Source organism: Clostridium puniceum, from assembly GCF_002006345.1.
In the GTDB taxonomy this organism is placed as follows: Bacteria; Bacillota; Clostridia; order Clostridiales; family Clostridiaceae; genus Clostridium; species Clostridium puniceum.
In genome coordinates this window covers 39,792-60,422 of the sequence record NZ_LZZM01000125.1, presented here as the reverse complement: position 1 = coordinate 60,422, position 20,631 = coordinate 39,792, and the positions used below count along the sequence as shown (strand labels likewise).

The window sequence follows — 20,631 nt, the reverse complement described above, 5'->3', positions numbered from 1 at the left end:
TTCCAAATATGCTTTTCTTATAAATATATTAACTTAAACATACTTTTAATCAATTAGCTGCTAAGCATAATGATTTAAAAATTTTTAACTATTTTTTCCCTTCTTAGCAAGGGCCAGCATAAGACCTAATGCAATAGATAAAAATGCTGAAACTAAAACCCTATATTCTCCTGGTAATAAAAATACAATTGTATGTGCTGGTATCCAGAAAAAAGGACAAGTCTTAAGCCAGCTAAATTCAACTAAAGTATGCCAGTCAACTTTATCTACCAATTCAACAAATTTAACCTTGTTGCCATTCTTCTCATATTTAGTATCGATATAAAGGTCTGTGAATTTATGAAATACCATCATCATAGGACCAAAAGTAACATTCATAATTGCACTTCCGAAAAATGCTTGTGCAAGGTTTGAGCCCTTGAAAGGAAGTCTACCTGCTGTCTGTGCTGCTGCTGCACCACCCATAAATACTGAAAATACAAGAGTAACCATACAACCAATAACTCCCCATATTATAGCTCTATAAAATATTCCTTTAGGGATGCTCCAATCTCCTTTAAGTATTCTTGCACCTAATAAATCACCCATGGTTGCTAATATTCCAAACTTTACGAAACCGCCCATATATGGATTACCATCAGTAACAGCTATAAAAGCTTCTCGTGAAGACGGTATTATTAAAATTATTATCCAAATTAATAATACACCTATCCATAAAAAATCACCTTTTTTCAAAAAATTCACTCCTATTCTTTAGTTAAACAAATACAATTTGTGTAAATTCAACTTACACAAATTGTATTTTTCTTCTTATACTAAGTTCATACTTTTTTATACTAAATTCATACCAAGGTCAATAGCCTTTAAGTTAACATCAACAAATTGAGGTTTAACATTTTCCTTAACAATCTTGTTCCAATCAATTTGCTCAAGTCCCATAGCTTTAATTATTGTACCTAAAAGTATTATGTTCATTACTTTAGAATTTCCAAGTTCTTCAGCATGTTTAGCTGCATCAATTACTGTTGTTTCTACTTTACTTGATATTTCTTCTAAAACACCTGATGGATATTCTGCTTTTCCATTAAGTATTGGCATAGAATTTATTTGATAGTCATTTACTACTGCCTTTCCTTCTGGTTTTAAATATTTTAACCATCTTAATGCTTCCATCTTTTCAAAGGATACTAACATATCAGCTCCTCCAGTTTCTATTACTGGAGATTCAACTTTTTCTCCATATCTTACTTGAGAAGAAACTGACCCTCCTCTTTGTGACATTCCATGAATTTCACTCATTTTTACATCATAACCTGCTTCCATAAGTCCTGTTGTTAAAAGCTTACTGGCAAGAATTGTACCTTGTCCACCTACTCCAACTAATATTACACTTTTAGACATATTATCTTACCTCCTTAGCAATTGCACCTACTGGACATACTTGTTTACAAACTTCACAGCCTACGCATGAAGTTGCATCTATTGATACTTTTTTCTTTTCATTATTGAATTCTATAGATGGACATCCTACCTTAGTACATATTTTACATCCAACACATTTTTCACTATCAACTGAACATTTATCTTTGAAAACACCTTCAAATTCATCTTTATCTGCTTTAGATAATTTCTTTAATACACAAGGCCATCTAGTAATAATTACCGATAATTCATCTAATCCATAAGCCCAGTCAAAGGTATTCTTTACTTCTTCTAAATTATTTGGATTAATAACTCTGACATTTTTAACTCCACAAGCTTTTACAAGTGCTTCTATATCAACAACTTCTGTTTCTTCTCCTTGAACTGTATATCCTGAACCAGGGTTTTCTTGATGCCCTGTCATACCAGTAATTCTATTATCTAAAATTACATTTATAGAATTTCCTTTGTTGTAAACCACATCTAACAATGAGTTAATCCCTGTATGGAAGAAGGTTGAATCTCCAAGCATTGATACAACTCTAGTCTTATTGTCTTTTTTCATATTAAATACTTTTTGAGCACCATGTCCCATACTTAAGCTGGCTCCCATACATACAGACCAATCCATAGCATTATATGGTTCAGCAAAGCCTAAGGCATAACATCCTATATCTCCTGAAATTACAGTATCTTTTCTCTTTCCTAATTCATACATAAAGCCTCTATGTGGGCATCCTGAACAGTAAGTTGGTGGTCTAGCAACTATTTTACTTTCATCGTATTTAATAGTTTCATATGTTTTACCATATACTGATTCTCTAATTACATCAGATGTCATTTCACCATGGAATGGGAAAGTATCTTTTCCAAAACATTCTATTCCTAAAACTTTTAATTCATTTTCAATTATTGGATCATTTTCTTCAATTACATATATTTTATCTACTTTTGACGCAAATTCTTTCATTATTGCTTTTGGAAGTGGATTTGTGAATCCTAATTTTAAATAAGAAACATTATTTCCAAAAACCTCTTTTGCAAATCTGAAGCAACAACCTGATGTAACTACACCTATTTTTGTATCATTTAATTCAACATAATTTAAAGGTGTACTGTTTGAGAATTCTTCCAGCTTGTTCATTCTTTCTTCAACTTTTATTCTCATATTACCTGTAAATGCAGGCACTGGAACAAATTTCTTTACATCTTTAACATATTCTTTTATTTCAACTTCTTCTCTATCTCCACATTCAACTATGCCTTTAGAGTGGCAAAGTCTTGTAGTAACTCTGAAAAGTACTGGAGTATCATATTTTTCACTTAGTTCGAAGGCTTCTTTAATCATATCTTTAGCTTCTTGACTATCAGCAGGCTCAAACATAGGTATTTTCGCAGCTCTTGCATAATTTCTATTATCTTGCTCATTTTGTGATGAATGCATTCCTGGTTCATCTGCTGATATTACAACAAGTCCACCATTAACGCCTATATAAGCATTTGTGAAAAGTGGATCTGCTGCAACATTAAGTCCAACGTGCTTCATAGAGGCCATAGATCTAGCTCCTGCATAAGATGCTCCTATTACAGCTTCTAACGCAACCTTCTCATTTGTAGCCCATTCAGCTAAAACATCTCCCTTATAAGTAGCCATATTTTCAAGAATTTCTGTACTTGGTGTTCCTGGATATGCAGATGCAAATTTTACTCCTGCCTCCCATGCCCCACGGGCAATAGCTTCATTTCCTGTTAATAACTTTTTCATGGTACCGCTCCTTCTTATTCTAATTTTTATTATTAAAGTAAGTTCCTTCTTTAACTGCCACACGCAGATAATATAAGTGATAAGTATTTTTATGATATAACAACAGATACTATTATCTTCTCTATGTTATTTATGATTAATATTAATAAAGTAACTAATCACTTTCCTAAATATATAAAGCAATTACCATGCCAAAAAAAATATAAGCTAAATCCTCGTATTTTATTACTGCTTCTCTTTTTATATGTTCCATATTCTTAACATGTTGTTTTGTTTACTTTACACTTTTCAATATCCCATTTTATAGACTTATCTTATTAATTAATAATTGAGTAAACAAAAAAATACAGGAATTAAACCTGTATTTTTATAATCTCCTTCTAACTCTTAGTCTTATTCCACAAGGCTGTTCTGCTAATACCCAGCTGTTTTGCAATTTCAGTCTTATTCAATCCTTGATTAGATAACATTTCTATTACCTTTTCTTCTACAAATCTATTAATCTCTTTTAAATCAATATTCTTTTCTCTACTGATTTTATTATCATCATTTGTATTATGAACATTAGAATTATCACTAATAATTTGTTCATTACTCTCAATAACTTCTCTATCCCCTAAATCCAATTTATTAAATATTACATATCTTTCAGCAATATTCCTTAGCTCTCTTACATTTCCCGGCCAAGGATAACTTATTATTTCTTCTTCTTCTCTATTATTTAAATTTAAACCTTCTCTATTATCAGATAGTTTTTTAATATAATATTTAAACAAAGGAACTATATCCTTTTTTCTTTCTCTAAGAGGTGGAAGGTGGATTTCTAATATATTTAATCTGTAAAATAAATCATTTCTAAATGTTCCCTCTTTAACTTTACTCTTTAAATTTTCATTTGCGGCTGCAATAATTCTAACATCTAAAGGTATTATACGATCAGAACCTATTCGCATTATTTCCTTTTCTTCCAATACACGCAGCAATTTACCTTGAAGATTAATAGAGATACTATTTATTTCGTCTAAGAATATTGTACCTCCATGAGCAAGCTCAAATAAACCAGGCTTACCACCTTTTCTAGCTCCAGTAAATGCTCCTTCCTCATAACCAAAAAGTTCACTTTCTAAAAGACTTTCTGTTAATGCAGCACAATTAATGGCAACGAAGGGTTCATTTTTTCTGCTGCTTATATTATGGATACTTTGAGATATCATTTCTTTTCCAGTTCCACTTTCTCCATAAATCATTACAGTACTATCGGTTAATCCAATATTAATTGATTTTGCTAAAGTGTCTTTCATTACAGGATCATGAGAAATAATATCTTCAAATTTATATCTTGCAACAAGTCCTTTTTTATTTAATTCATACCTTATCTTTTTTTCCAAACTTTGAAGTTTTGTTATATCCTGAAATGAACACAAAGCACCGTAGATATTACCATCAACTTCTAATATAGATATGTTTGCTGCAATCACAATTTTCCTTAAACTCTTTATTTCATTATATTTATTAACCTTGTCATTAAGGACTTCTAACATAAAACTAAGTTCTGGACAAACCTCTATTAATCTTTTATCCATTACTTCTGAATTTTCCTTTTTTAATAATTCCTTAGCTCTTTCATTATATAATATGATTTTACCTTCTACATTGACTGCAACTACAGCATCATGAACTCCATCAAGTACAGTTTTTAAAACTTGATTTTTATATTTTTGCTCCTCTAAGTTTTCTATAATTTCTTTAGCATATGCAATCCCATCATAAATAGATTCATTTGCAGCTCCTATTGAAACACTTTCAATTCCGTATTTTTTAGCATAACTACAAGGGATGCCGCCTCCAACTATTACAACGTTATATTTTCTTTTTAAATATTTAACTACAAGTTGCTCTATATTATCCTCATCATGAAATCTTTCGATTATAATTTTTTCTTTAATTACATCTTTCCAATCGTCATAATTAAAATATTCTATATCTGATATAAACAATATAATATCCTTATTAAATTTAGAAGCTGACTTTATTGCACCAAGTATATCAAGTGTTGTTATCTTCAAATGTATAACAGGAACATTTACTCTCCCAACAGTATGACGATACCCTCCACTTCTTGCAATAATAGCTTTTGCGCCCTTATTTTCTAGACTTTTTCCTTGTTCTTTCATGTTATTAGGATCTAATATATCTATAATTATTTTCCCTTGTTCTACATCTTCTCTAAATAATTCTATAATGCTATCTTTAAGCTCCATATCAGAAGCAATTACTCCAATTTTTTTATCCACATATATCACTCCTAATAATAGTTTTTTCTTTAGTATATCAATTTTTGCAACTTATTTCAGTGAAATTTTTTACCAACAAATTAATTAAACAATAAAAAACATTACTATAACAGCAAATTATAGTAATGTTTTTTGCTTAGGTTTATACGAAGAAAAATATATATAAATTGTTTATTTTTCAGGTTTAGCTGCTGTAATGAAGTTCTTATAATTTTCTAAACTCTTAGCATAATCATCTGATTTTTTTAATTCCATACTTATAGCAACAGTTTTTTTAATATCATCTGCATGAATTAATTTTCCAGATAAAGTATCATGAGCATGTTCTAATTGTTCTTCTGGGAATTCAAATCTCACTTTACCATCAACAATTTTAACCTGGCCTTCAATACCACACATACAGCAAACGGCATGTGTAGAATCTCTATCTAAATAGAAATTTCTGCTATGGCAATGTGGACAAACTCCTTCTTCACCTTTATAAGAAGCCTTTTCAATATCTTGTGCTGCTTTTGCAAGATTTATTCCTATCTCACGTACTCTTTCAACTTTATCATCATCTACAACAATACCTGTAGACCATGGGAATACTTCATTATTTATAACTTTCCACATAGGAGTTAAGGCTTGTATTGCTGAATCACATTGAAATCTTGTAACCCAATCTGATCCTCCAATTCCTATATAAGAAACTACTTTGTCTTTTAATATTCTTGGATCTGGAGCTTTACCACCTGTTGCTTCTGCAATTTTAGTAGCTACTACATTATTACCTCTATCCATTCTTGGTCCAAAACGGTCTCTAATTGTAAGAAATAAGCTTGGAGTACCTTTACAGAAAATTGGATTTGCAAAAATTATTCCATCTGCATCCAACATCTTGTCCAATAACCAGTCAAAATCATCTTTTAATACACACATATTTCCTTTTCCAGTCATAAGAGCGCCAACGCATGCTGTACATCCAGTACAATATTTTATATCTAGATCTAACAAACGCACAAATTCAACTTCTGCTCCCATTTCCTTTGCAGCCATTAAAGCTTCTTTACACATAGAATCATTGTTACCATCTTTTCTCCCGCCTGAGATACCTAAAATTTTCATTTTTTATCCTCCTAAATTTATATTAATAAAAATTTTCTATACTAATCTGAAGTGTTAATTTGATTCCATGGATTTTAATAATTAAATTTAATTATATATATCAATAGATAAACTACACACACTTAATCACTTCACATGGTTTTTATGTAGTAAATTAATCATAATTTTTTATATCTTACTTTATTAATTATAACTCATTTACTATGTTATTAATTATTACTATTGCTTAACGCATAGTTATATATCCTCTATATTGTGAATAATTATCACTTCTTGCAATATCAGATAAGAATAAACTTGCAATTTCAAATTTAGGTCTTAAATATGGGAATTGATCATATTGAGCCCAAGCTGGTTTTGAAATCTCCTTCGCTCTTTCTACTGCACATTTATGCCATGCAGAAGGACCTTCAAACCACATTTCTACTACACGATGGAATTGACATCCATTTACTTCTTTAATAATTTTACTTGATAATATTCTATTAACCTCCGGCATGTCCTTAAATTTAGGAATTACTTCTTCATAAAACCATTTATCTCCTTCTTCTGCTGAAACACCTTCTGGGTATTTCATTACAAATTGCCAACGATAATTTGGTCCATCTTCTATAGTTCTTCCTTGTCCTTTAAAATCTTCCTCCCAACATACTGGAACAAATGCAAAGATAAATGGAGGCATTCCATTATCTCCACCTGCTGCTCTTGCATTATCACCTTCCATATTTGTCGTATTAGCTTTATCTACTATATCATCTCCATCATCTGGAATGTTGCCTTGCCACTTTAATACATCTAATGGAAAGAATTCTGTAAATGCTTTTAGTTGAAAATTAGCAGTCATTGGATTAACCATCCAATAATGTTCTGTTAACTGCATTCTTGTTAAACCAAACCTTTCCCCTTCTGGTGGTGTAGGTAATGCTGCATAAAATGCATATTTTGATACATAAGGTCCAAATTGTGATATACTATCTGGCACATGATATCTATATAACCAATTTTCTAGTTTAATACGATAATCTTCCTTCACACAATCAACATAAATCAAACTTCTCATAGGATTAAATTCTAACGCCATATTAATAGCCTCCTCAAATTTTCTTCGGTTATTCCTTCAACTATATTAACTTAATTTATAAGTATTTAAGAAAAGCTTAGCCTTATATATGCTGCAATAATAAAATTACATAAAAAAGGCTATACACTGAATAAATAACCAGACATATGATGTAAATAACTAATTGCAACATATATATCTTAAATAATTTCTTGTTTAAGTTTTTAAGTAGAACCTTTATATAATTTATATATAGCAATGATTGTGCCAAAGTATTTATGTTTGTCTTGAAATATTACCTAATAATATCGAAATGTATTGTAAACACTCAATTTCGTGTATTAATTGCTTCTATAAAATATTTTTAAATTTAAATATATTTTTCGCAATATGAAAATGTTATCAGAAAACGTTATTTAAAACGATGATTTTTTTCATTAAACTTCATAAAATAGAATATAAAACTCTGTTTTAGGACTTTTATTTTAAATTCATAATTGAATTAGTAGTGATGATTTTTTTCATCACACCTCTTGTATCTAAAATATTTTTCTTTTTATGATATAAAAGAATGTCTCTAACCTTAGTACTACTCATCTAGAAAATTTGTTTAAAATAATATAAAATTTCCTTCTACAGCTTCTACTAAAATTAAAATATTTTATAAAATTTAACACTATTATACCTTTCTTATTTGAAAATATGATAAAATTATAACATTAATAAAATATATTGGGGGCTAAAGAAATGATATCAAATACTATGAAATCTGTTATTTCGAACAATTCCATAATAAGGGCTATGTTTGAAGAAGGGATGCGATTATCAAAGATTTATGGAGAGGAAAATGTTTTTGATTACAGTATAGGCAATCCAAATGTTGAACCTCCAGAGAGTATAAAGAAAGTTATAAATGAAATTTTAAATGAAGAAACACCTAATTATATTCATGGATATATGAATAATTCAGGTTATGATGATGTTAGGGATGATGTTAGTGCTTTTTTAAATAAAAAACATGATTTAACTCTTTCTAGAAATAATATTGTTATGACTTGCGGGGCTGCAGGTGGATTGAATATAATTTTAAGATCAATTTTAAATCCTGATGATGAAGTTATTGCCTTTGCACCATACTTTGGTGAATATAACCACTATGTTAACAATTTTTGTGGTAAATTTATAATTTCTCCAACTACTCCAGGAACCTTTGAACCTGATTTAAAAGCTTTAAGTGAAAACATAACGTCTAAAACTAAAGCTTTAATAATAAATAACCCAAATAATCCTACTGGCGTTGTTTATTCAGAAGAAGTAATACAAGGTTTAGCTAATCTTCTAAATGAAAAACAAAAAGAATTAAATACAACAATTTATTTAATCTCAGATGAACCTTATAGAGAAATAATTTATGATGATACTTTCGTGCCTTGCATTTTAAAATATTATAATAATACTTTTACAGCCTATTCTTATAGTAAATCGTTATCTTTGCCAGGTGAACGTATAGGCTATGTGGTTATAAACACGTTAATGGATGGTTTTGAGGAAATGACCTCTGCATTAAAAGTTGCAAACAGAATTTTAGGTTTTATAAATGCTCCCTCATTATTTCAAAGAGTCATTGCGAAATCCTTATATGCAGAAGTTGATGTTAGCAGTTACAAGAAAAATCGTGACCTTTTATATAATCACTTAATCTCTCTCGGCTTTGAATGTATTAAACCTCAAGGTACATTTTACATGTTCCCTAAATCTCTAATTGAGGATGATAAAAAATTCTGTGAAGATGCAAAACAATTTAATTTATTGCTTGTCCCAGGTTCAACCTTCGGATGCCCTGGCCATGTTAGATTAGCTTATTGCATCTCATATGAAAAACTTAAAAACTCATTGCCTGCATTTGATAAGCTTGCAGCGTTATATAACTTAAAATAAACATTGTTGCAAAATGAGCTACCTATTATAGTAGCTCATTATAAAAACTATCAATTATTTAAATTCTTTAGCTAAGGCTTCAAATGCTGGTATAGATTTTTTTATCATATCAAACTCCGCACAATATGCAATTCTCATATAACCTAAACATCCAAATCCTGAACCAGGCACAAGAAGCAAATTATATTTCGTAGCTGCTTTACAAAATTCCACATCATCTGGAATTAAAGTCTTAGGAAATAGATAAAAAGCTCCTTGTGGCTTAACACATTCAAATCCTAAACGAGTAAGATTATCATATAAGAAGTCTCTTTTTTCTTTATACGCTTCTACATTTACTTTTGCATTTAATGAATCTCCTATAACCTTTTGGAATAATCCTGGCGCATTTACAAAACCAAGTGTACGGTTGCAGTATTCTAACGCTTTCATTAAAGTGTCAATATTTTCAATATTACTACTAGCAGCGATATATCCAATTCGTTCTCCAGCAAGACCTAAGGTTTTACTGAAAGAATCTACCTTAATGGCATTTTTAAAAATTCTTAAAATTGAAGGTACCTTAATCCCATCAAAAACAATTTTATTATAAGGTTCATCAGAAACAATAACAATATTATTTCCATACTCTTTTTCCTTAGCTTCTATAATTGCCGCCATACTCTTTAAGCATTCTTCATTGTATACAACACCTGTAGGATTATTAGGAGAATTAATAATTACAGCCTTAGTTTTTGATGTAATTTTTTCTTCAAATTCTTTCAAATCTGGCTGAAAGGTTGCAGTATCAGGGGATACAAATACAATCTTTCCTCCATTATTCTCTACATAAGAATTATATTCCCAAAAGTATGGTGAAAATATTATAACCTCTTCTCCATCATTAAGTATGGATTTAAATACTACATTTAAACCACCTGCAGCTCCAACAGTCATTATTATATTTTCTCCAGTTAAACTTACACCACTTTCCTCCTGCACGGCCTTTGCAATTTTTTCACGGACATCTGGAAATCCTGCATTACTCATATATCTATGCAATCCTTGTTCTTCATTTAAAATATACTTTTTAAGGGATTCCTTTGTCTCAATGGGAGGTTCATCTATAGGATTACCCAAACTATAATTATAAACATTATCAGCTCCAAATATCTTAGTAATTCTATTTCCTTCTTCAAACATAATTCTAATCCATGAAGAATTATTTAAATTTTTTATAATTTTTTCCGAAAACATAAAATTCACCCCAACTATTTTTATTATGTATGTTTCGTACTATACAAGAAAATATGTTTGCCTCATATTAGGTCTATTAGGCTAACATGCTGACGAAGTATAGCACGAAATATACTACTAGCATGCTGGCGTATTATTTTCTATAATGTACCTTAAACAATTACAAAAATACTTTTCAATATAATAATTTACTATAATCAAGTATATCATATTAATTATTATTATGTAAATTTTTCATAATATAAAACAGCTGAAAATATTTAATAAATTTAAAATACTCTAATATTAATTTAGCATATTTTTCATTAATTCCAGCAATTTCATTCTTTCCCAATCCCTTATTAATTAAATTTTGTATTACTAAATCTTCAATCACTCTATTTATCTCATCTAAATCTATTTTCATACTATCATCAATCATTATTTTTTAGAATGCTCCATACTTTCACTTCCTAAAATCTGATCATATTTATCTGTGCCTTTTAACAAACTATATCTTTCTGCAATATTTTCAGTTTTCTTATATTTCCTAACCACATATGTTCCTTTAATTTTTCCTCTAATTCTTTTGTAATTTTAATCTCTTCTTTAGTCATTTCCTTTACAAATTTTTTGAACGTACCTCCCATGTGCTAATTCAATTGAACAATATTAAATCTAAAGATATCCCAGTAGATATATGTGGTATGTTAAAATTTTTACTAATTAATTTGGCTTGAGTACCTTTTCCCGATGCAGGTGCACCTAATAATATAATTCTCAAAAAAATCTCCTCCTAATTTTATATTTTCTTTTAATAAATTATGGACACATATCTTTCCACAATTTAAATAAATACAATACATTGTGTATAAATAATCATATATATTTCTAAAAAAGTAAATCAGTTAGCTATGCTAAATTATATTTAAGCAATATTTATACCAAAAGTGATTTTATTCATTAGATTTTTCTTAAACAAATGTAATAAGGTTTTTAATTTATTCATTTATAGTTAATTAAAGCTTCTCAGCTTTAAACACCTCTGATACTTTTTTACACCCTATCAGATTTGTAACATCTTTTAATTTAAATTTTTATTGATTTAAGCTTTCACGAAACAAGTTTTAATCATTTTCGTTTATCTTTGTTAATTAAAATGAACATTTGAACTTTACAGAGAAATAGTTTATGATGATTGAAGTACTTTGTATATTAAATTACTATAACAATAACTTTATAGCTTACTAATACAGTAAATCATTATCTCTTGCCTAAAGCTCCAATTGAAGATAATAAAAAATTCAATCTATTGCTTGTCCTTACTTCTTCTTTAAGATGGTTGGGACATTTTAGATTAGTTTATTGTATTTCATATAAAAAAATTAAAAACTCACTACAAGCATTTGATAGATTAACTGATAAATTAACTGCTTTATATAATATAATTTATAAATAAAAATATATTTATATACATACGCAACAAAGTGCCATTATTTATATGCCTTCATAAATAATGGGCACTTTATTGTATATCTTATTATAGAATCATGAAGATTATTATAAATTTCTATGTAAAGAACATAAATTGTATCTATTATTTTTATTAGCTATCTACTCCAAGTTCTCATTCCCTAGAATTATGCTTTCCTTAAAATTCTGTAAAGTTAAAATTAAATCTATTATAAATATGATTGAAAAAAAGCAAATTCCTATGATTAAATTTCTTTCCCATTGTTCATAAAAATTATGTATAGCTGGCTGCAAGAAATATACTCCTACAAAGCTGAGCAATGTCCAATATAAGGAAAACTTAAGAGTTATAAATCCATGTATGTTATATTTAAAGCTAGAATAATCCCAATAAACCTTATTAAAAATATATTTAAGCGCAGCTCCACTTATATATTCAACCGTTGTTGGAATTAAAAAGCATAATAATATTAAAGGAATCCTATTAATATCTAATATTTCATTACATAAAATTAAATAAGTAACTGCAATTCCATACATAGGTTTAAATGGTCCCTTCAAAAAACCTTCCTTTTTAAACTTTCCTGTAATAATGAAAGTATATAATTCTTCTATTATCCACCCCATAAAAGAGTATATTATAAAATTAAATAGCAAATAAAATAGTAAATTCATAGCTTTAAGCGCCTCCCTTGAAATTAGTTTAGATAAACAATACTAATATAATTAATAGAAACTTTAAACTAAATTTAGTATTTCTATACTTTACATTTTCTATCCATAATAAAATTTCTAATAATTTTTAAGATGATATATACATTTCAATAAATAAACTACATATACTTATCTAGTATGCATGGTTTTTAATGGTGCAAATTAATCAGAACCTATATATACGTTGTAATTAGTTCTTTATCTCATATATTCAGTCATTTATTCAGCTTATAACCTTTTGAAGGTTATTGTATTATTGCAACATACATAATAAAATTTTAAATAATCTTATTGACAAATATTATAAATAGCAGTAATATTTATTTAGAGATTAAATTGAACTCAATTAAATTTTAAAAAATATACTTAAATTTTATTTTATAAAAACATATTGGAGGAATGAATTATGAAAATATTAGCTTTAGAATTTTACAAAAATGGAGAAATGAAAGAAGCCTTTGCATTAGGAGGCTCACTTGAAAAAGAAAAAATTAACCCTAACAAAAAATATGGAGCAAGCTTACAAAATTATTTAGTTGATACAGGTAATGATGTTATTTTAGTAGATACAGGGCTACCAGTTGAAACTCCTGATTTTGAGCCTAAGCCTGATCAAATGTTATACATGGGTGAAAAAGTTGCAGATTTCAAAACAGCTTTAAAATCTATAGGATATGAACCAAAGGATATTACTAAAGTACTTTTAACTCACAAGCATCCAGACCATGCTGGTGAATTAAGATTATTTGACCATGCTAAAATCTATCTTTCTCGCATAGAAGCAGATGCAATGAATTTAAATGGTGAAAATGTAGTTAGAGTTGATTTTAAAGATGGAGAATACAAAAACTTCGAGAAAAGTGAAATTATAAGTGAAAATATTGTTATGATTCCTGCTTATGGACATACTACTGGTAATTCTTTAATTTTAGTTAAAGATGGTGACAAACATTATATGATTCATGGTGATATTACTTATACTGATGAAGCTTTAAGACAAAATCAATTATCAGTTGTTTTTGAAGATAAAGACTTAGCAAAAGAAACATTGAACGGTGTAAGATCTTTTATAAAAGAAAATAATACAGTATATTTATCAACTCATACACCTGAAGGTTTAAGTTCATTAAAAAATGATACAATCATGAAATTATAATTAGTAATTCAACTAATTGAGGAAATTTGATAATTAATTTATATATTTTTCTTCATCAACATTATAGTATGTTCACCTAATGTAAATACAAAGTATTTTGTATCTAATTATTTTATATTTTAATTATGAAAAATCTTAATTAATAATGCACAAATTTATAGCCCTATACCCTAAGTATTTATCAAAATTTTTATTTAGGTGAATGTTTTAAATAAATGTTGTTAACATTCTAATAGATTTTAGAACGGACAAGTATTTAAAGTAAGCTGGTACACAATAACATACTTTAAAAAAATATTGTTATGGATGAAAATTCATAACAACATTTCTTTAAAACAGATTATATAAAATTAATATATTAGAGAACCGTTATATATGTGGCTATCTAATATATTAATTTTATTTTTCTAACCAACTTTTTTGCTTTATATTTTTGAGACAATCTTCTACTTTATGTTATTTAAACATTTTTCACTTTATGTTTTCTAGATAACTTTTTACTTATCTTTGAATATGCTTAATAATCTTCTATCTGTTATAATAATATTATTAAATTATTCTTAGACTCAGGTTGCACAAACTATTACTTAATACTATATATAGCTGAGCCTTAGATAAAAATATATTTTGTGGAGGACAGTTTACATATGGAAAAAATTTATTATGACAATCAATATCTTAAGGAATTTACTGCTGAAATTGTTGATATAAAAGATTTTGACAATAAATTTCATGTTACATTAGATAAAACAGCATTTTTCCCAGGTGGTGGCGGTCAAAGCTGTGACCTTGGCACTCTAGAAGATCAAAAAATTCTTGATGTTTATGAAAAGGAGGATGTTATTTATCACGTAGTTGAAAAGAAACCTATTAAAATACATAGAGTTAAATGTGAAATTGACTGGGAAAGAAGACTTGATGGTATGCATCAACATTTAGGCCAACACGTTTTATCAGGTACTTTCTTCAATCTTTTCAATGCAAATACCTTTGCAATACATTTAGGCAGTGATATAAGCTCTGTTGATATTTATGGAGTTTTTACTGAAGATCAGATAAGAGAAGCTGAAAGACTTGCAAATAAAGCTATAGGTGAGGCTATACCTGTGGAATCCTTTGTTCCAACTAAAGCTGAATTGAAAAAACTATCACTTAGACGTGCACTTCCAAATACTGCTGAAGATATAAGAGTTGTTAAAATTGGTAATTTTGATATTAATGCTTGTTGCGGTCTTCATCCTGCATCAACACAAGATTTAAGACTTATTAAAATAAAGAAATTCGAAAAGCACAAAGAAGGTACAAGAATAGAATTCTTAGCTGGTAAACGTGCTGTTTCTGATTCGTTTAAAAAGGATGAATTTCAAAACTCTATTTGCAAATACTTAAATTGTAATGAAAATGAAGCTATAAATGGAATTAAAAATTTAAATGAAAGCTTGCGTGAAGCCAATGAAAATAATAAGAGCTTAAATATTTTACTTGCGAAATACCAAGTTAAAGAAATTCTTGATAATGCAGTTAAAGTAAATAATATAAGAATTATCAAAGAAATATTTGACGACGAAAATCTAAAGTATGTAAACAATCTTACTTCTAAGCTTGTTGAAAATCAAAATACAATTGCTCTAATGGCCATAAAATCTGATGACAAAGTAAATCTTATATTTGCCTGCTCTAAAGATGTTAAAGATGTAAAAATGAATGACCTATTAAAAGATGCTATATCTCTTATTGATGGTAAAGGAGGCGGAAGTCCACTCCAAGCTCAAGGTGCTGGTAAAAATAATGCTAACCTTGAAAGTGCCTTAGATTATGCTGTCAACAAAATAAAGCAAACTTTAAATTAGTAATTATAAGACTTTAAAATTAATTGTAATTATAGTACTTACTAGAAGTTCTAATTATAATAACAAACTAACTCTAATAAATTCTGATTATAGTAGCAATTTAATAGTCATAAATTTTACTTAATAATAGCAAGTTAATTGCTGTAAATTTTACTTTAATATATAGGTTCTAATTAATTTGGTACATTTAACTCATATACAGTAGCTGAATATGAGTTAAGTGTATGTAGTTTATTTATTAGAATATATATATTATATTTATGTCTATAAATTATTTGCAGATGATTATAATTACAAGTTTTTAGATGTAGATTTATTATTGCAACATATATAAATAAACAATCTAATATAAATAAACTTAAATTATGATGTTCTTATGATTTCAATTATTTGCTCCCTTGCTTTCTTTGATTCAGGAAACATCAGCAATGGCCAAATATGAATCATTAGAGGATATTCATAATAGTTTATTTTTACTCCCTCTTCTTCAGCCATATTTTTAAACTTCTTAGCATCTGGATATAATATATCATTTGTTCCTGTAAATAAACTGATTTTACCTAGACCATTTAAATCACCATAAATAGGACTTATCAAATAGTGTTTTGCTCCTTTTTTGCCTCCATAGAATTTGCCAATTTCAATTAAGGAGGGTAATGCTAACATAGGATCAAGTTTTGATATTTTATATATTTCAGTATTAGTAAACGACATATCTAAAGCTGGTGATATTAGAATTATGTTGCTTGGTTGTGGCATTTGTTTTTTTCTCAAAAGCTCCCCCAGCGCAAGACTAATTCCTCCGCCTGCTGAATCTCCCATTATTACCATATCCTTAACCTTTACCTCTGATATGATTTTTTCATATATAGGCATAATCATATTGAAAATTTCTTTCCCTTCATGGTTTGGAAGTAAAGGATAAATTGGAATGGTTATTGTACAATTCAAAGCTCTTGATAGCTTAGCTAAAAAATTCCAGTGAATACTATTAATTTCATAAACATATCCTCCACCATGAAAATAAAGGATATGTTTTTCACTTGTCTTCCCCAATGGTTTCATTACATAATAAAAATAGCCATTAAGTTGATTTTTAACAATATTAAATCTTTTTTTCATTATTTGGGGAGGTTCAGGATTTTCTGAAAGCTGCCTTTTCCTTATATTTTCTTTTAACTCTTCACCAGTTAAGTTCCATATTTTATTGAATTTAATAATCCTAAGTATAAATTTTGCTAATTTACTTTGAATGCTTTCCATACACCTTCTCCCCTCTGATACATTTTTAACTAGAGCAAATACAATAACCTTTACTTTAAAAATTATATTTTAAATACCTCTATCAATTCATTTAAGTCTTGTGCAAGTATAGCTTGGTTTTCAAGCTGTAACTGCAACTTGTTTCATACTTATAGCTGTTTTGTTATGTAATCTAATATTTTTGTAAAATTCGTTGTTGATTCTTTTGAATTAATTGCCATGTTATCTACAATAAAATTTATTTTATCCATGGAAGCTATAATAATTTTCCTACTGAACAATAGTACTGTCAATAAAAACTGGTTAATAAGTGAAAATAATACATATACATACGATTTTAAAGATCAATATATCTATTTGTATAGATATATTGACCTTTACCTTTATTATTAGTTCTATAATAGTTTTATTATGAAGATTTATTATGTTATCTTTCTGGTCATTTTATTCAATATTAATTACGTCATATCCTTCATCTTCAATTGTAGCCTTTAACTCTTCATCACTACTTGTTGTTTCAACTATAGCCCAGTTATTTTCAAGGCTTACTTCTACTGACGTACCTCCTAATCCTTCTAGGGCTTCCTTCACATGTCCTACGCAATGTTCACATTTCATACCTTCAATTAATATTTTCTTTTTCATAATAACACACCTTTCTTTTAGTTAAGAGTTAAGAATTCTGAGTTAAAAGTTGAAGCTCAAACGTCTTCGGTATTTCTTGAATTACATATTTTCACTGCATATTATTATTGATTCACATAGTATAATTAATAGTATATTTTCGGTTTGAATTTTGACTGTATATTGTTGCTTGCTAATCATAACCTTCTTAAATTGTTCAACTGCTTAAATCATTCTTTCTTAACTATTAACTGTAAATTTTTAATTTTTTATTACTTGTTGACTGTAAATTTTCTTAGTCTTAATGCATTTGTAAGTACTGATACTGAGCTTAAACTCATTGCTGCTGCTGCTATCATTGGATTTAGTAATGGACCTCCAAAAATATGAAGTATACCCATTGCAACAGGAATTCCAAGTACGTTATACCCAAATGCCCAGAATAGATTTTGTTTTATATTTTTAATGGTTGCACGGCTCAATTTAATTGCAGCTATAACATCCATTAAATCACTTCTCATAAGAACTATATCTGCTGATTCTATTGCAACATCTGTTCCTGAACCTATTGCTATTCCAATATCAGCTTGTGCAAGTGCTGGCGCATCATTTATTCCATCTCCAACCATAGACACCTTTTGGTTTTTACCTTGAAGCTTTTTTACTTCATTTGCCTTGTCTTCTGGTAATACCTCTGCAAGTACTATATCAATTCCTACCTGTTTCGCTATAGCATCTGCTGTTTTCTTATTATCACCAGTAATCATGGCAACCTTTATCCCCATTTCATGAAGAGCTTCTATTGCTTTTTTACTACTTGGCTTAACTGTATCTGCAACTGCTACTATACCTCTTAGAATTTCATCTACTGCAATATACATTGGTGTCTTTCCTTCTGCTGCTAATCTATCTGATTCTTCTGATAAAACTGATATATCTATATTCTTCTCATTTATTAATTTTTTATTTCCTACTAAAATAACTTTTTCATCGATTTTCACTTCTATTCCGTGACCTGGAATTGCATTAAATTCTTCTATTGCTTTCAATTCTAGCTTTTTCTCTTCTGCACCCTTTACTATTGCTTCTCCTAATGGATGCTCTGATCCTTTTTCAGCGCTTGCTGCTAAGGTTAATATTTCACTTTCTGAAATTCCATTAGTTACAATGTCTGTAATTACAGGCTTTCCTTCTGTAATAGTACCTGTTTTATCAAATACGATAGTCTTTATTTGATGTGTTATTTCTAAGGCCTCTCCGCCCTTTATAAGTACACCATTTTCAGCACCCTTTCCTGTTCCAACCATTATTGCTGTTGGCGTTGCAAGACCTAGTGCACATGGACACGCTATTACAAGTACTGCAATAAATATTGTTAGTGCAAACACAGGTGTTTCTCCAGCTACTAGCCAGCTTATAGACGCTATTATAGCTAACATAATTACTGTAGGTACAAAGTAAGCTGATATGATATCTGCTAGTTTTGCTATTGGCGCCTTGGAACCTTGTGCCTCTTCTACTAACTTAACAATTTGAGCAAGAGCAGTATCCTTACCAACCTTTGTAGCCTTATATTTAATAAAGCCTGTTTTATTAATACTTGCACCTATTACATTACTTCCTATAGACTTTTCCACAGGAATACTTTCACCAGTTAACATTGATTCATCAATCGCTGTACTTCCTTCTATAACAGAACCATCTACAGGAAGTTTTTCACCTGGTTTTACTAAAACCATATCCCCAACAACTACTTCTTCTACTGGAACTACAATTTCATTATTATTTCTCACAACAACTGCAGTCTTAGGCGCAAGTTTCATTAACGCCTTAATGGCTTGTGAGGTCTTACCTTTTGAAATTGCTTCTAAGTATTTTCCCAAGGTTATTAAAGTTAAAATAACCGCTGCTGATTCAAAATATAAATGCATTGCATATTCTGTTTCACCAGAATTTATTTTATAAATACCAAATAATCCATATATAAATGCTGCCAATGTACTTATAGCAATTAAAGAATCCATATTAGGACTCAATTTAAATAAATTTTTAATACCAATGCGATAAAATTTATATCCCATTATCATTACAGGCAATGTAAGCACTACTTGCACAATTGCAAAATTTAATGGGTTCATCATAGAATCAATTATATGTGGAAGCGGCATTCCTAACATATGCCCCATAGTTATTATGAGTAGTGGCGCTGTAAATATTAAGGATACAATAAATCTAATTAATAATATTTGGCTTTCCTCTAATTTTTTCTCTGTTGCTACTTGCTCTTCGTCCTTAACTAATTTATATCCAGCCTTATCTACAACAGCTTTAATTTCAGCATAACCAACTTCATCTTCATTAATATTTAAAGTAAGTTTTTCAGTTGCAAAATTGACAGCTGAACTTTGAACTCCATTAAGTTTTCCAGTAACTCTCTCAACTCTATTAGCACAAGCTGAACACGTCATTCCTTCGACTTTAAAAGTATAAGTCTTCAAATTTTTCTTAACACCATACCCTGCTTTTACTACTGCTGCTTCAATATTTTCATTATTTAACTTCGTTTCATCAAATTCAACACTCAGCGTTTCAGTTGCAAAATTAACATTTGCACTATCCACTCCATCTAATTTCTTAACAACTCTTTCAACTCTGTTAGCACAAGCTGAACACGTCATTCCTTCTATTTTCAATGCTTTTTTATTCATAATCTAAACTCACCTCTTTATTTTTTGAAATAATATCTATAG

At 28.9% G+C, this 20,631-nt stretch carries 16 protein-coding genes and 1 pseudogene; 3 read left to right on the top strand and 14 right to left on the bottom strand.

The window, feature by feature from the left end; genetic code table 11:
• Window positions 1-84: 84 nt before the first annotated feature.
• The 6 genes from CLPUN_RS09565 to CLPUN_RS09540 all read right to left on the bottom strand — a co-directional run bounded on the left by CLPUN_RS09565 (window position 85) and on the right by CLPUN_RS09540 (window position 7,669).
• Window positions 85-735, bottom strand: coding sequence for a hypothetical protein (locus tag CLPUN_RS09565; RefSeq protein WP_077847059.1), 651 nt, complete (start codon window positions 733-735; stop codon window positions 85-87).
• A gap of 96 nt (window positions 736-831) precedes the next feature.
• Window positions 832-1,401, bottom strand: a complete 570-nt coding sequence (locus CLPUN_RS09560; protein WP_077847058.1) for an indolepyruvate oxidoreductase subunit beta — start codon at window positions 1,399-1,401, stop codon at window positions 832-834.
• A gap of 1 nt (window position 1,402) precedes the next feature.
• Window positions 1,403-3,187 (bottom strand): indolepyruvate ferredoxin oxidoreductase subunit alpha, encoded by a 1,785-nt coding sequence (gene iorA, locus CLPUN_RS09555; protein ID WP_077847057.1) that lies wholly within the window; start codon window positions 3,185-3,187, stop codon window positions 1,403-1,405.
• Window positions 3,188-3,567: 380 nt separating this feature from the next.
• Window positions 3,568-5,481 carry a sigma 54-interacting transcriptional regulator gene (locus CLPUN_RS09550; protein ID WP_077847056.1) on the bottom strand — a complete coding sequence of 638 codons (1,914 nt, stop codon included), beginning with the start codon at window positions 5,479-5,481 and terminating at the stop codon, window positions 3,568-3,570.
• A gap of 171 nt (window positions 5,482-5,652) precedes the next feature.
• The gene (locus tag CLPUN_RS09545; RefSeq protein WP_077847055.1) at window positions 5,653-6,588 is read right to left on the bottom strand and encodes a flavodoxin family protein; all 936 of its coding nucleotides are present in this window, start codon (window positions 6,586-6,588) and stop codon (window positions 5,653-5,655) included.
• Between the two features lie 226 nt (window positions 6,589-6,814).
• Window positions 6,815-7,669, bottom strand: coding sequence for an acetyl-CoA hydrolase (locus CLPUN_RS09540; RefSeq protein WP_077847054.1), 855 nt, complete (start codon window positions 7,667-7,669; stop codon window positions 6,815-6,817).
• Window positions 7,670-8,395: 726 nt separating this feature from the next.
• On the opposite strand from CLPUN_RS09540, the gene CLPUN_RS09535 reads away from it, so the two are divergent.
• Complete coding sequence (locus tag CLPUN_RS09535) at window positions 8,396-9,586, top strand: pyridoxal phosphate-dependent aminotransferase (protein WP_077847053.1); 1,191 nt, start codon at window positions 8,396-8,398, stop codon at window positions 9,584-9,586.
• A gap of 54 nt (window positions 9,587-9,640) precedes the next feature.
• On the opposite strand, the gene CLPUN_RS09530 is transcribed toward CLPUN_RS09535, so the two are convergent.
• The 5 genes and pseudogenes from CLPUN_RS09530 to CLPUN_RS09515 all read right to left on the bottom strand — a co-directional run bounded on the left by CLPUN_RS09530 (window position 9,641) and on the right by CLPUN_RS09515 (window position 12,949).
• Entirely contained in the window at window positions 9,641-10,822 is a 1,182-nt protein-coding gene (locus CLPUN_RS09530; protein ID WP_077847052.1) for a pyridoxal phosphate-dependent aminotransferase, read from the bottom strand.
• Window positions 10,823-11,033: 211 nt separating this feature from the next.
• Window positions 11,034-11,243 (bottom strand): hypothetical protein, encoded by a 210-nt coding sequence (locus CLPUN_RS09525; protein ID WP_077847051.1) that lies wholly within the window; start codon window positions 11,241-11,243, stop codon window positions 11,034-11,036.
• A gap of 61 nt (window positions 11,244-11,304) precedes the next feature.
• Entirely contained in the window at window positions 11,305-11,451 is a 147-nt protein-coding gene (locus CLPUN_RS29815) for an AAA-type ATPase lid domain-containing protein (protein ID WP_479723534.1), read from the bottom strand.
• Between the two features lie 38 nt (window positions 11,452-11,489).
• Window positions 11,490-11,585, bottom strand: a pseudogene (locus CLPUN_RS09520) (nucleoside monophosphate kinase); the annotation flags it as partial.
• Window positions 11,586-12,415: 830 nt separating this feature from the next.
• Window positions 12,416-12,949 (bottom strand): putative ABC transporter permease, encoded by a 534-nt coding sequence (locus CLPUN_RS09515; RefSeq protein ID WP_077847050.1) that lies wholly within the window; start codon window positions 12,947-12,949, stop codon window positions 12,416-12,418.
• A 445-nt stretch (window positions 12,950-13,394) separates the two neighbouring features.
• Between CLPUN_RS09515 and CLPUN_RS09510 the strand changes: the two genes are divergently transcribed.
• Together CLPUN_RS09510 and CLPUN_RS09505 are read left to right on the top strand one after the other, a co-directional pair.
• Window positions 13,395-14,144 carry an MBL fold metallo-hydrolase gene (locus CLPUN_RS09510; RefSeq protein ID WP_077847049.1) on the top strand — a complete coding sequence of 250 codons (750 nt, stop codon included), beginning with the start codon at window positions 13,395-13,397 and terminating at the stop codon, window positions 14,142-14,144.
• Window positions 14,145-14,791: 647 nt separating this feature from the next.
• On the top strand, window positions 14,792-15,994 hold the full coding sequence (locus tag CLPUN_RS09505) for an alanyl-tRNA editing protein (RefSeq protein ID WP_077847048.1): 1,203 nt from the start codon (window positions 14,792-14,794) through the stop codon (window positions 15,992-15,994).
• Between the two features lie 363 nt (window positions 15,995-16,357).
• On the opposite strand, the gene CLPUN_RS09500 is transcribed toward CLPUN_RS09505, so the two are convergent.
• The 3 genes from CLPUN_RS09500 to CLPUN_RS09490 all read right to left on the bottom strand — a co-directional run bounded on the left by CLPUN_RS09500 (window position 16,358) and on the right by CLPUN_RS09490 (window position 20,589).
• Complete coding sequence (locus CLPUN_RS09500; RefSeq protein WP_077847047.1) at window positions 16,358-17,257, bottom strand: alpha/beta hydrolase fold domain-containing protein; 900 nt, start codon at window positions 17,255-17,257, stop codon at window positions 16,358-16,360.
• Window positions 17,258-17,701: 444 nt separating this feature from the next.
• Window positions 17,702-17,902: a heavy-metal-associated domain-containing protein gene (locus CLPUN_RS09495; RefSeq protein ID WP_077847046.1), complete on the bottom strand. Its 201-nt coding sequence runs from the start codon at window positions 17,900-17,902 to the stop codon at window positions 17,702-17,704.
• 251 nt (window positions 17,903-18,153) lie between these two features.
• Complete coding sequence (locus tag CLPUN_RS09490; RefSeq protein ID WP_077847045.1) at window positions 18,154-20,589, bottom strand: heavy metal translocating P-type ATPase; 2,436 nt, start codon at window positions 20,587-20,589, stop codon at window positions 18,154-18,156.
• Between the last annotated feature and the right edge of the window lie 42 nt (window positions 20,590-20,631).

What these genes read in the sequence shown, in the direction of transcription:
- CLPUN_RS09560 (WP_077847058.1), bottom strand. Translation starts at nt 1,401, where the DNA reads ATGTCTAAAAGTGTAATATTAGTTGGAGTAGGTGGACAAGGTACAATT.
- CLPUN_RS09540 (WP_077847054.1), bottom strand. Translation starts at nt 7,669, where the DNA reads ATGGCGTTAGAATTTAATCCTATGAGAAGTTTGATTTATGTTGATTGT.
- CLPUN_RS09515 (WP_077847050.1), bottom strand. Translation starts at nt 12,949, where the DNA reads ATGAATTTACTATTTTATTTGCTATTTAATTTTATAATATACTCTTTT.
- CLPUN_RS09500 (WP_077847047.1), bottom strand. Translation starts at nt 17,257, where the DNA reads ATGGAAAGCATTCAAAGTAAATTAGCAAAATTTATACTTAGGATTATT.
- CLPUN_RS09530 (WP_077847052.1), bottom strand. Translation starts at nt 10,822, where the DNA reads ATGTTTTCGGAAAAAATTATAAAAAATTTAAATAATTCTTCATGGATT.
- iorA (WP_077847057.1), bottom strand. Translation starts at nt 3,187, where the DNA reads ATGAAAAAGTTATTAACAGGAAATGAAGCTATTGCCCGTGGGGCATGG.
- CLPUN_RS29815 (WP_479723534.1), bottom strand. Translation starts at nt 11,451, where the DNA reads ATGGGAGGTACGTTCAAAAAATTTGTAAAGGAAATGACTAAAGAAGAG.
- CLPUN_RS09545 (WP_077847055.1), bottom strand. Translation starts at nt 6,588, where the DNA reads ATGAAAATTTTAGGTATCTCAGGCGGGAGAAAAGATGGTAACAATGAT.
- CLPUN_RS09535 (WP_077847053.1), top strand. Translation starts at nt 8,396, where the DNA reads ATGATATCAAATACTATGAAATCTGTTATTTCGAACAATTCCATAATA.
- CLPUN_RS09510 (WP_077847049.1), top strand. Translation starts at nt 13,395, where the DNA reads ATGAAAATATTAGCTTTAGAATTTTACAAAAATGGAGAAATGAAAGAA.
- CLPUN_RS09495 (WP_077847046.1), bottom strand. Translation starts at nt 17,902, where the DNA reads ATGAAAAAGAAAATATTAATTGAAGGTATGAAATGTGAACATTGCGTA.
- CLPUN_RS09490 (WP_077847045.1), bottom strand. Translation starts at nt 20,589, where the DNA reads ATGAATAAAAAAGCATTGAAAATAGAAGGAATGACGTGTTCAGCTTGT.
- CLPUN_RS09525 (WP_077847051.1), bottom strand. Translation starts at nt 11,243, where the DNA reads ATGATTGATGATAGTATGAAAATAGATTTAGATGAGATAAATAGAGTG.
- CLPUN_RS09505 (WP_077847048.1), top strand. Translation starts at nt 14,792, where the DNA reads ATGGAAAAAATTTATTATGACAATCAATATCTTAAGGAATTTACTGCT.